The 11,967-nt window shown below is 32.6% G+C and carries 13 protein-coding genes; 8 read left to right on the top strand and 5 right to left on the bottom strand.

Features of this window, described 5'->3' with window-relative positions; translation table 11 throughout:
* Nucleotides 1-285: 285 nt before the first annotated feature.
* From CQ022_RS04005 to CQ022_RS04015, 3 genes are all read left to right on the top strand, one after another.
* Entirely contained in the window at nucleotides 286-1,290 is a 1,005-nt protein-coding gene (locus CQ022_RS04005) for a phosphotransferase (protein WP_105682246.1), read from the top strand.
* Between the two features lie 168 nt (nucleotides 1,291-1,458).
* Complete coding sequence (locus CQ022_RS04010; protein ID WP_123864379.1) at nucleotides 1,459-3,156, top strand: DUF262 domain-containing protein; 1,698 nt, start codon at nucleotides 1,459-1,461, stop codon at nucleotides 3,154-3,156.
* 103 nt (nucleotides 3,157-3,259) lie between these two features.
* Complete coding sequence (locus tag CQ022_RS04015) at nucleotides 3,260-3,586, top strand: hypothetical protein (protein ID WP_105682244.1); 327 nt, start codon at nucleotides 3,260-3,262, stop codon at nucleotides 3,584-3,586.
* 139 nt (nucleotides 3,587-3,725) lie between these two features.
* Here CQ022_RS04015 and CQ022_RS04020 read toward each other — a convergent pair whose 3' ends face one another.
* Both CQ022_RS04020 and CQ022_RS04025 read right to left on the bottom strand, forming a co-directional pair.
* Entirely contained in the window at nucleotides 3,726-4,133 is a 408-nt protein-coding gene (locus CQ022_RS04020; RefSeq protein ID WP_105682243.1) for a GNAT family N-acetyltransferase, read from the bottom strand.
* A gap of 23 nt (nucleotides 4,134-4,156) precedes the next feature.
* Complete coding sequence (locus CQ022_RS04025) at nucleotides 4,157-4,492, bottom strand: antibiotic biosynthesis monooxygenase family protein (RefSeq protein WP_105682242.1); 336 nt, start codon at nucleotides 4,490-4,492, stop codon at nucleotides 4,157-4,159.
* A gap of 94 nt (nucleotides 4,493-4,586) precedes the next feature.
* Here CQ022_RS04025 and CQ022_RS04030 point away from each other — a divergent pair, with 94 nt between their 5' ends.
* Nucleotides 4,587-6,044 carry a PLP-dependent aminotransferase family protein gene (locus CQ022_RS04030; protein WP_105682241.1) on the top strand — a complete coding sequence of 486 codons (1,458 nt, stop codon included), beginning with the start codon at nucleotides 4,587-4,589 and terminating at the stop codon, nucleotides 6,042-6,044.
* 229 nt (nucleotides 6,045-6,273) lie between these two features.
* Nucleotides 6,274-7,227 (top strand): DUF6624 domain-containing protein, encoded by a 954-nt coding sequence (locus CQ022_RS04035; protein WP_105682240.1) that lies wholly within the window; start codon nucleotides 6,274-6,276, stop codon nucleotides 7,225-7,227.
* 182 nt (nucleotides 7,228-7,409) lie between these two features.
* Here CQ022_RS04035 and CQ022_RS04040 read toward each other — a convergent pair whose 3' ends face one another.
* Nucleotides 7,410-8,522, bottom strand: coding sequence for a hypothetical protein (locus CQ022_RS04040; RefSeq protein ID WP_105682239.1), 1,113 nt, complete (start codon nucleotides 8,520-8,522; stop codon nucleotides 7,410-7,412).
* Between the two features lie 324 nt (nucleotides 8,523-8,846).
* Nucleotides 8,847-9,440, bottom strand: a complete 594-nt coding sequence (locus CQ022_RS04045; protein WP_105682238.1) for a hypothetical protein — start codon at nucleotides 9,438-9,440, stop codon at nucleotides 8,847-8,849.
* 143 nt (nucleotides 9,441-9,583) lie between these two features.
* On the opposite strand from CQ022_RS04045, the gene CQ022_RS04050 reads away from it, so the two are divergent.
* The 3 genes from CQ022_RS04050 to CQ022_RS23135 all read left to right on the top strand — a co-directional run bounded on the left by CQ022_RS04050 (nucleotide 9,584) and on the right by CQ022_RS23135 (nucleotide 11,044).
* Nucleotides 9,584-9,979 (top strand): VOC family protein, encoded by a 396-nt coding sequence (locus tag CQ022_RS04050; RefSeq protein ID WP_105682237.1) that lies wholly within the window; start codon nucleotides 9,584-9,586, stop codon nucleotides 9,977-9,979.
* Between the two features lie 196 nt (nucleotides 9,980-10,175).
* Nucleotides 10,176-10,775: a DMT family transporter gene (locus tag CQ022_RS04055; RefSeq protein ID WP_228421625.1), complete on the top strand. Its 600-nt coding sequence runs from the start codon at nucleotides 10,176-10,178 to the stop codon at nucleotides 10,773-10,775.
* On the top strand, nucleotides 10,721-11,044 hold the full coding sequence (locus CQ022_RS23135) for a DMT family transporter (protein ID WP_228421623.1): 324 nt from the start codon (nucleotides 10,721-10,723) through the stop codon (nucleotides 11,042-11,044). The genes CQ022_RS04055 and CQ022_RS23135 overlap by 55 nt, the downstream gene beginning before the upstream one ends.
* A gap of 79 nt (nucleotides 11,045-11,123) precedes the next feature.
* Here CQ022_RS23135 and CQ022_RS04060 read toward each other — a convergent pair whose 3' ends face one another.
* Nucleotides 11,124-11,906, bottom strand: coding sequence for a YdcF family protein (locus tag CQ022_RS04060; protein ID WP_105682236.1), 783 nt, complete (start codon nucleotides 11,904-11,906; stop codon nucleotides 11,124-11,126).
* Nucleotides 11,907-11,967 lie beyond the last annotated feature (61 nt).

The raw sequence follows: 11,967 nt of genomic DNA on the forward strand, positions 1-11,967 counted from the left end.
GTTTTAGTACACAACTCATTTTTTGTGATTTCTACCCAATTTATTTACACAAAAATTAATTAAAAATATCAATGGAAATCTCATTAAAAATATGATGTTCAGAAAAGGGAAAAGCATGATGGATCTTACTGAATATCCATTAGGGAACTATTTCTTAAAAGATGATACTGTTTTCACTAAAATAATCAAGCATTAAATCTACGGATTTTGGAGCTTTTTATGAGTGAAATCGAAAAATGTTACCGAAATTGCATCACTCTATAACCAGAAACGAACAAGAATTAAATGACAGAGAAATTTCCGACAATAAACAGTACACTTTCACCTCATAAACTTGGTCAACTTATTCAAGAAAAATATGGGCTAACCGACAAAACAAAATGCAATATATTTCGGCTCGCTATGAACCATTTATACATCGTTCATGATAGTAAAAACAAATACGTTTTTAGAGTGTACACGCATCATTGGCGAACTCTATTAGAAATTGAAGAAGAATTAAGACTTCTCAATCATCTCAAAGAAGCAAACCGACAAATTGCTTTTCCTATAGCTGATCAATCAAACCAATTTATCCAGGAAATTGAAGCTCCGGAAGGGACAAGATTTGGTGTTTTATTTTCATATGCTAAAGGTATAAAGACAGCAAAATTTTCATCCGAAACAAGTTTTCTGATTGGACAAGCATTAGCTAAAATTCATCAATCAACAGAAAATGTCGAACTGATGAGAATGTCCTACAATACTCAAAACCTACTCAAAAATCCTGTTCTAAGAACAAAAGAATTCTATAGTAAAAATACCAGCGAAATTGAATTTTTGGAAAATCTCTCTGATTTTTTAACGCTAAAAATGGAAAATGCAGACAAACAGCATATGAGATATGGAGCAGTTCATCTTGATGTTTGGTTTGACAATTTGCACATTGACGATGAAAAAGAAGTAACCTTTTTTGACTTTGATTTTTGTGGTAACGGTTATTTATGCTTTGATATTTCTTACTTTCTATTTCAGTTATTTACAACCCATCTTAACGAAGAGGAATATGAGGCAAAAGCTGACAGTTTCATAAGAGGCTACGAAACTGTAACTAAAATTAATGATGAAGAAAAAAAGTTTTTACCTTACGCATGTCTGGCCATTATGAACTATTATATAAGTGTTCAGTGTGACAGATTTGAATATTGGACCAATATTTTCCTGAATGAAGATCATTTAAAAAGAATGGTGGGGAATTTAAAACGATGGATTGCTTATCATAAAATTGAGATTAAAAACGAGCTAAATTGAAATAGCAGTACTCGACAAGAGCGACTTAAATAATTCTTATGGTATCCCGTAATTTGTTACAGATTAGAATAATTATATTTGATCAATCCAACCTTAATTGAAAGAAAAAAATTGTCAATACAAAGGTATAAATATAGACACATAACCAATAATATACTTAAATTCAATATGTCAATAACAAAAAGTCAGACAGAAAAAATTGGCTCTATTTTCAATGGAAATAGATTTATTATTCCATCATATCAGCGTAAATATAGTTGGACACATACAGAAATAAAAGCATTATGGCAAGACATTGAAGAAAGTATAAAAGACGAGATGAAACATTTTGTTGGAACACTTTCATTTAAAGAAAATAAATCGAGTGGATTATCAACTGACACAATATATGAAATTATTGATGGGCAACAACGTATAACTACAATATTCATACTACTAAAAGTTCTTATTGACAAAATTTCAGATGAAGATCTTAAAAAAAGTCAATTATTAGCATTCATTGGTAGTAAAAATAGCTTAAAACTTCAACCACTTGGAATTGATGGTGAATTTTTAAATCAACTTCTTTTTGAACCAGAAACAATAGATGCTGAAATAATAAACAGAAGAAGTCAAAGGTTTATGTTTTCAGCAAAGAAATTATTCACTGCATTTTCAAACTCTTTGACAGCTACTGAAATTGAACAACGAATAATTTTTATACGTGATAATATTGAAGTTTTGGTTTTTAATGTTGAGAGCCAAGCACAGGCCGTTAAAATGTTTTCAATTATAAACGACAGAGGTTTGCCATTGCGAATTTTAGATAAAACTAAAAGTATTTTAATGCTTTTTTCAACACTACATTTAAAAGAAGAGCTTAACGACAATATAAATAATAGTTTTGAAAAAATATTTGATGCTTATGATGACCTTTTAGTCAGAAGAGACAAATTAGGAATATTGAGCAGACTTGAAGAAAACACAATTTTTACCCAACATTACTATTCCTCAAAAAAATTATTTTCTTCAACTTGGAACAACAGAGATGGTGCGGACACAATATTTGACAATCTAAAAGTAAGATGCGAAGAACTAAAAGAACGACCAGACGAATTGAAACTTTTTGTTTCAGAATATTTAGAAGATTTTGAAAGGTTTGCTGTTAGTTACTCTAACCTCATAAAAGAAGTCGAGACAAAAGATATTTATCAAAAACCTTTTAGATATTTGGAGTTTACAGCAACATTATATCCCTTGTTGGTAAGACTTTATATGCAAGGTAAACTTAATGAATTATTACCAAATTTGGAAACTATTGAAGTTAGAGTCTACAAATTAAGGGGAACAAACCCTATTGCAGATATGTATTGGTTGAGTTCTCATATTTCTGAACAGAATTTAACTGTTGAAGAAATTAGAGAATATCTGATAGGATTCAGTGAAAAATTTGTAAACAATCACGTTTTTAGGACCTACCTTGATGGAGCTATTTATGCAAATGGTGCAGTAAAATATATACTTTCAGAATATTGCAATGATAATCATGATATTGAAACTTACAAAGACTATCAAGTAGAGCACATATTTAGTAAAGATCCAAATTACGATGCAACTTCATATGGATTTGCAGGAGATTACGATTATGAAAAAAATAGATTAGGAAATCTTTCGCTTTTAGAGAGAGGGTTAAATATTGGATTAGGAAATCTTCCACCAATAAACAAAGTTGATGGTTATTTAAAATCAACAAATACAGAAATAACAAATTTAGCAGGGCAAATACAAAAAGGAAATTTTGATAAAACAAATGTAGATAACCGAAGAAAAGAAATTATAGATTTCTGCATTTTACGTTTTAATTTGGATAATGAAAATAGAAACTAAAAAGACAACGGAAAAGGCAGCAAGATTGTCGAGAGCTTCAATGTTCAACAATTGTAATTTGTAATCCTATTGAGCTTTTTTTGTAAAATAGAGAAAGTCAATAATGGATAAATTAAATCTCAAAAACAATAATATGACGGAAAATTATATTCAATATGCTGACGGTTATCAAAAAGACAATATTGATGAAAAGGATATAATAAAAGCCATATCAGACATTCAATTAATGGATGAAGAGCATGGAGCATTTTGGGTTTCAGTTATAACTGATAATGAAAATATAATTGAAGTAAATAAAGATTTATCACTTTTCGTAATTTTTGAAGGAAAACAAACCAGATATCAGGCTACAGATTGGAACGAAGTCACAGAACTTTATAATTTACTATTGCTTAAAAAATTTGATACAATAACTACCAGAATAAAATAACGAACTCAAACAATTCTCAGTTAAAATTTCTAAGTCCACTTAATATTCAGCCAGTGTAAAAATAACGATATCGACCAAGTTATTATCTTGAAAGAAGACATGTACCTAAACTACATGTCTTCTTATTTTCTGGGGTATTTTATTTCAAATCCTCCACATTGTTCAGTATATAACACTGTTCCCACTGTTTCATCCCGATTTTAGGATAGTAGGCTACAGCTTTTGGTGCTGCCAATAGAATCAAGGTGGCTTTGGGAGTGTGTTCTTTTGTCAATCGGATTAATTCTTTTCCAATCCCTTTCTTTTGATAATTCTCATCAACAGCCAAATCTGAAAGATAAGTACAGAAGGCAAAATCGGTTAACGATCTTGATATTCCAATTAATTTACCATTATCCCGGGCTGTTGCAATAAGATTGGCATGCTGCAGCATCTCTGTTATTCTTTCCGGTTCGTTTACCGGGCGTCTTTCTCCTAATGTAGAGTTTACCAACACCTCGATAAATTCTTCTATTCCAATTTTTTCTTCAATTTGGTACGTAATCATTTTTTATTTTTTTTATTATTATTTTAAAAAATACGATCTGTAGGAGCTTCCTGTCTTTCAGACATCCCATAATCCCTTATTACCGCAGCTACACGCAATCTGTAATCTTCAAATACAGAATTCCTTCCTGCCTGTTGTGCTTTTCTGTGTGTGGTTCTGTTGCGCCATTCTTTTATACTATTCTCATCTTCCCAAAAGGACAGAGAAAGGATTTTTTTTGGATTTACAAGACTTTGAAATCGTTCAATCGAAATAAAACCAGGAATTATTTCCAACTCTGATTTTAGTGAACTTGCTATATCCAGGTATTCATCTTTTTTTCCTTCTTCAGGAAGAACTTCAAATATTACAGCGATCATACTTTTAATTAAAATTTATTTGATTCACAGAACAAACTTACCTGTATTTTGGACTACATTTGTATTCCAGATTAAACATATAGAGTAGTCCAGAATGTTTCCGTTTGAACATATCATCAGTATTGATAAAGAAAAAAAGCTTCCTGTTTACAGACAGATAGCAATCTCTATTATTAATGCGATAAGAAATGGTAATTTAAAAGCTGGAATGCCCCTTCCCGGTACCAGAGAACTTGCAAAAACACTAGGTGTACATCGTAAGACGGTAATCGCAGCCTATGAAGAACTCAATTCCCAGGATTGGATCCTGATTGTTCCCCGAAAACAGGTTAGAGTATCTGAACATATTCCCACTCTAAAGCCTCAAAAGTGGCATGCTCAAAACTCCTCTGTATCCTATGAAAACAGTTTTGATCTTCCGCTTCATATTTCGAAGAAAGATTCGTCACAACGGGAACTGACTGTTCTTCCTGAGGTTTTTATTGATGATGGACATCCTGATATTCGGCTTTCTCCTGTAGACGAGCTGTTGAAAATTTACCGTAGCTATACATCAAGAAGCTTTACCATTAAAAAATCAGTGGTCGGGACAACTCAAGGTACGCTAAAACTAAGAGAAGAGTTATCGAGATACCTATCTGTAACAAGAGGACTGAATATTTCCGCAGATAATCTATTGGTTACCCATGGTGCACAAATGAGCATTTATCTGGCAGCTCAATTGCTTTTACAGCCAGGAGACATTATTATTTCCGGAAAACCAGGATATCCTATTGCGAACAGTGCATTTGAAAAAACAAAAGCGTCTGTGATAGAAGTTCCTGTAGACGAAAATGGGCTGGACATCCATGTTCTAGAAAAAATATGTAAAAAGAAAAAAATAACAGCTGTATATCTCATTCCTCATCATCATTATCCTACAACGGTCACTTTGAGCGTTGAAAGAAGAATGAAACTGTTGGAGCTTTCCAATCAATATTCGTTTGCTATTATTGAGGATGATTACGATTACGATTATCATTACTCCTCTTCACCCTATCTACCTTTAGCAAGTGGAACGCATAAGGGGAACATTATTTATATAGGTTCATTTTCAAAAATATTAGGTTCTTCCCTTCGTATTGGTTTTATGGTAGCGCCTAAAAACTTCATTCAGGAAGCTCTTATTTTACGAAAAGCAATTGATGTAGGAGGGGATGGATATATGCAAAATGCATTAGCAGAATTGATTAGAAGTGGTGATTTAGGAAGGTATCTGAAGAAAGCAAAAAAATGTTACCATCAGCGCAGAGATTACCTGAATATACTTTTGCAGCAACATCTGAGGTCTTATATTTCTTTTACTTTACCAGACGGAGGTCTGGCGGTTTGGATACAGCTAAAATCTCCATACAGCGTTAATACATTGAAAACCCATTCACAATTGCAAATCAAACGAATAGATGAAGAAGAAAATGCTTTTCGATTAGGCTTTGCTTCAATGAATGAGAAAGAACTTGAAGATGCCGTTTTATTGATAAAGAAAATTCTTACCAATATTTATTCAAAATGAATATTTAATTTAAAAACAACAAAATTCGTCAATCCATGGAAAACTTAGGATTATTTTTTTATGATCTCTTAACAAACCAATCATCAAAATAAATTTTATATTCGTAGCATCAATGGCTTTACCGAAGTTACATACATCAGATTGACTCCAATGTGTATATTTGAAAACTAGCAGATATTTTAAAACAGAACATAACCATCTAAAATTCAACAGTTAAATACAGAAAAAAATGAGGAACACTATTTATACCTTATTACTATTATTTTTATTCACAAGCATTAATGCTCAGGAATATTCAAAATTAATAAGTGAAGCAAATAAATTATATGAAACAAAAGATTATAAAATGTCTGCAGATTTATATGATAAAGCGTTTAAAATCGAAAGCGAAAATCCAAGTCACTTATATAATGGCGCATGTTCATCTTCTTTAGCAGGAAATACAAAAAAAGCATTTAAATGGTTGAACTTATCCATAGAAAAAGGTTGGACCAATCTAAAGCACTTAAACTCTGATACTGATTTAGAAAATTTACATTCAAAAAAAGAGTGGGGGAAAACAATTGAAAAGTTAGAAAAAAAATTAGCTTTAATAGAAGCAAATTATGACAAACCATTGCAGGCTGAATTATTGGCAATTCTTGAAGAAGACCAAAAATACAGGGTGCAAATGAATGAAACTCAAAAAAAATTCGGTCCAAATTCTAAAGAAATGAATGATCTTTGGAGAGTAACCAATCAAAAAGACTCAATTAATCTATTAAAAGTAAAAAAAATACTAGATGAAAAAGGTTGGGTTGGCAAAGACAAAGTAGGCGCACAAGCCAATAGTGCATTATTCCTGGTTATTCAGCATTCAGATTTGGAAACGCAGAAAAAATATTTGCCCATGATGAAAGAAGCGGTAGCAAAAGGAAATGCAAGTCCAGGCTCTTTAGCATTGTTAATTGACAGAATAGAAATTCGGGAAGGTAGAAAACAAATATACGGAAGTCAGATAGGAATCATTCAGAGTAATAATACTTTCTATGTTTCACCTTTAATTGATCCTGACAATGTAGATAAAAGAAGAACAGAAGTTGGCTTAGGTCCAATCTCTGATTATCTTAAAAATTGGAATTTAGTTTGGGACGTTGAAAAGTATAAAAAAGAATTACCCGAATTAGAAAAATTAAATAAATAGAAAAAACGTCTGCTCACAGCAGTTTGCAAAAATGGCGGATTAAGGCTTAATTGAAAGATTCCTTAATCCGCCATTTTTGAAATGAAACGGTCTCGTTTTATAAATATATTATTAAGTAATTTTTTTAAATTACTATGTATTAAGCTTAAAAGCCTTTTTGTCTTTCTAAAAAATTTCAGACTTTAATTGATATAACTTGCATTAAAGCTCATAGACATTACTCCACAATTCATATTTGCCCCGCTGGCCGTTCCATTATTAAATGTTCTTTGCATTCTTACATCAACCGCATGATTTCCGGAGGATAAGAATTTTACGGCGCTTATACTGTATTGGGTTTGCGCATCTGGCCCCGGTTCTTGAGTGGTTAAGAATACATTCGTAGGGTTATCATCAATAAAAAGCCTTGCGGTATAGTAGCCAGCACCGGAACCTGCTAAATTACCTACATAGTCTATTCCAAGCATAAAACTTAAAAATAAAGCTTTGCCGCCTGCTGGAATACTGATGGTTTGATTAGATGATGGCACCTTAGTCCACACTAAATCATTTACATTATATACGTTGGAATACGAGCCATTTCCGTTCAGATAAGCTTCCGAAGTGCTTACACTTGCTGTTGTTGGATTAGGAACAGTGATGACATTCCCATTGGCATCTACACCTAATGCCTGTCCATTTCCTGTAGGGGAAGAAGCATTAAAATCGGTAAATTTTAGTCCTGAAACACCATTTGATCCTGACTTAATTTCCAGTTTGGCTCCCGGTGAGGAAGTTCCAATCCCGATTCTATCATTGGAAGCATCCACACTCAGTGTATTGGAATCAAAATTGATAGCGTCAGTTCCTGTTGCGGTAACGGTGAGTTTATTGATTGTCGTTACATTGGATATAGCCGTAGCTTCGGTAAGGGGACCTCCCAGTTTTACATTATTCTCAGATAGGGTAAGCCCGTTGCCAGCAGTATATGCCTTAGATCCCATTTTTTGCCATACACTTCCATCAAAAAAGTAATAGCCTTCTGCATTGATGTTGGTTGTTTTGATTCCTGGAACAGAATCGGCTGATGTGGCATATACAATAGCACCTTTCTGATCCACACCATACTGGTTGTTAGCAGTCCTGATCTGGTCTCCGGTCAGTCTGGGAGTAATAAGTCCCTCCGGTTTGCTTCCGTCTGTGGTGTTAGCCATGATATCAAAGGTAGACTTTGGGTTCTTGTTATTGATTCCAACCTGAGAATACAGGAACGCCGAGAACAATACAGCAAAAGCTGTAGATAAGTTTTTTTTCATTATTTTAATTGTGTTTTTATATTAGTCTTTATGAACTAACGCTACAAAGGTAATTAATTAATTCCAACCGCATAAATATGTGTAAGTAAAATGCTGAATTTAAAGTAAAAACGATATAGATATTAATAATTTAACCTCAAAAAATACTTAATTTTTTATTACTCTTTATAGGGTGATCTTGTAAAAGTAATAGCAAGGTTAATAAGCTATATTAAAATATTAATTTTTAAAAAAAAGATAAATATTATTTATTATTTAACATAATATAAATTATAGGATTTTTATTATCCAACTGAAATAGAGTATTAACTCCCTCAGAATCCCTTATTTTGAATATTTCCCATCCAAATATTCTATAACGATTTCTAAGAACTCTTCTTGGGTCATAAAACGATCCAGAAACTCATCCAGGTTTCCTTCATTCTCAATTTCCTGAAAATATATTTCATGATCTGTACTGTACACCGTTGGATTATTTTGATCAGGATCTGTTGTGCAAACAAAAAAATGATCAGGATATCCGTAAGAATAAAATATACACATAAAATCCATCTCTTTGCCTTGTACGATTTTTTTTACTTCGCATTCCTCTACAAGTCCGTCCAGCTCTTCATAATCCTCGGAATTTTCTTTAAATGGCGTGAAAATCCAATCTTTGAAAAAATATTGACCATACGGCAATTCATGGTCAGAAAAATAATGTTCCAGCAAGTTCTCATAAAAACTTTTCTGATCTTCTATATACAAATCTTTGTATTGTTCATAATACTGATCTATTCCATAAACATCCCAATCTTTGTCATAAAGATAATGGCTGAAGCTGAGACTCTGCCAGTTTTCAATAAAACTTTTATCTGCATGTAAGCCCACTATATTTCCTCCTAGCTGTTTAATTTTCTTTGCAATACTTTTATTCATGTGTTATAATTCACTAATATATTATGTTAAATTGAAACGATTCCAAAGTCTCTAATAGTTCTTAAAAATACAAAATCTTGCCTCATGACAGTTTTTATTCTGTAAAAACAAAATACCTTTATCCTAACCAAAATATCACGCATATGAAACCTAAAATGATCTGGGCCAATCTGGCAGTAGCCAACCTTGAACGCACCCAAAAATTCTATACTGAGCTGGGATTCAAACCCAATAATCCGCACAGTTCCAATGAACTGGTAAGCTTTTTTATGGCTGGAAATGAATTCATTATTCACTTTTTCTTAAAAAATGTTATAGAAAACAACCTGAAAAGCATGAAATTCGGAGACCCTCAAAGTTCCAATGAAATTATATTCACCCTTTCTGCAGACAGTAAAAACCAGGTGGATGAATGGGCTGAAGAAGTAAGAAATGCTGGCGGAACCATTGTTTCAGAACCTGAAAGTTTTGGCGAAAACTATTATGGTTTTGTATTTGCAGATCCGGACGGACACAAGTTTAATGTATTTTTTATGTAAAATTATACAATATTTTTCCCTATATTTGAGCTTCAACGAATAAATATGAACATCGCGAGCTGTATCTCCCCACCAAGATTTTAATATTTTCAAATTGTAATTTGAAGTATTGCTGCTGATAAATTTTTATCGGTCTTTTTAGTTATGCTTCTATTTCAGCAAAATAATTTAAAATCTTTTATACAGTTCATTCTCAATGAAAAAATCATATTTATTATTACATCTGGCCGTAATTCTGGCCGGATTTACAGGGGTATTCGGGAAATTAATCACACTTAATGAAGGATTGCTAGTCTGGTACAGACTCCTCTTCTCCTCTATTATTTTATTCTTTATTTTAAAACTGTTTAGAATTCCAGCAGATATTCCTCTCCGGGGAAAAATTCAGATTTCAAAAGCCGGATTGCTCATTACGCTACACTGGCTTCTATTCTATGCGAGTATAAAATACGCGAATATATCTATTGGTGTTGTATGCTACTGCCTGACCAGTTTTTTTACAGCGGTATTTAAACCTGTTATTGATAAAGAGAAATTCAAACTTTCAGAATTGCTTCTCAGCACATTAACTATTCTGGGAATAAGCTTAATTTTTCATTTTGATACTTCCTATCAGCTTGGAATTATTTTAGGTATCTTTTCATCAGCATTTGGAGCCCTTTATACCATCTACAACAAACGTCTGGTGCACCATTTTGATACCAAAGTTATCAACTATTATCAGATGATTGCCGGTACTTTATGCTGGGGAGCGTTTTTGCCCTATATCTCCTCTATTTCCCGTCAGATAGCATAGTTCCTGACTTAAAAAACACGGCTTATTTGGGCATTTTATCACTTTTTTGTACCGTTGGCTTATATGTGATCTTTGCAGAGGTTTTAAAGAAAATTCCTGCCTTTACCGTTAATCTCACCTACAATTTGGAACCCGTGTACGCTATTATTATGGCATTTTTATTTTTTGGAGAAAGTAAGGAAGTCAATCTGTCTTTTTATATAGGATTGATTTTTATTATTGCTTCTGTGGTTTTACAGACATTAATTTCACTGAAGAAAGCAAAATAACAGCTAAAGCTGTTTAAAACAAAACCGGACACTTAAACTAATTTAAGTGTCCGGTTTTTATATAATAAGTTTTTAAATATTACCCATTCAATCCCAAACTATTATACAGCTGCACCTGCCATATTCCCAGTACCTCTTTAAGCATAACAAAGGTAAAGGCAGCATTATAGCTGTTAGGAAACAAAGTGATTTCTGTATCTATAAAGTCTGATGCCTGTGGAACAGGATCTAATCCAAAGGTATGAAACAAAGCAACAGACCTTTTCATATGAAACCCGGAAGTAACCAGATATACATCCGAAGGAGCCATCTGTTTCAATATCTTGCTGGAATATTTTGCATTTTCATAGGTGTTCATACTTTTATCTTCTTTAATGAGATCTGTCTCTGATACTCCCATTTTTTTAAAATTTTCACTGAATAATTCTGCTTCACTTTTTTGTCCTCTTCCCTTTCCGGAGATTACTATTTTACAAGGCAGATTATTCATCTTATATTCATGATAAAGCTGATAAGCGGTTACGAGTCTGGAATAAGACATTGTATGCAGCTTCTCCGTATTGTCAAAGTCTACAACTCCGCCACCCAATACAACGATAACAGGATTCTGTGAAGTCTTATTTTTATTCATAATCGTATTAACATAACTTTTCTGCAGATATCCCGAAGTAAGTTTCCCCAGAAAACCATTTCCTATAAAAATGATCATTACAACGGCAAAAAAGCCAACTCCTATCCTTAGATTTTTACGCTTATTTTTTCTTTTTAGTAATGCGATGATAACTATTGCAAGAAATACTAAGAAATAAGGTTCTGTAAAAAGCTGAATAACACGAAATAAAAGGTCAAGTAAAAATTTCATCTTCAAATAATATTGATTAATGTATAGAAAACATCGAATTTGCAAAGGTAGACATTTCCTG

The sequence above is a fragment of the Chryseobacterium culicis genome (genome assembly GCF_002979755.1).
GTDB classification, from domain to species: domain Bacteria; phylum Bacteroidota; class Bacteroidia; order Flavobacteriales; family Weeksellaceae; genus Chryseobacterium; species Chryseobacterium culicis_A.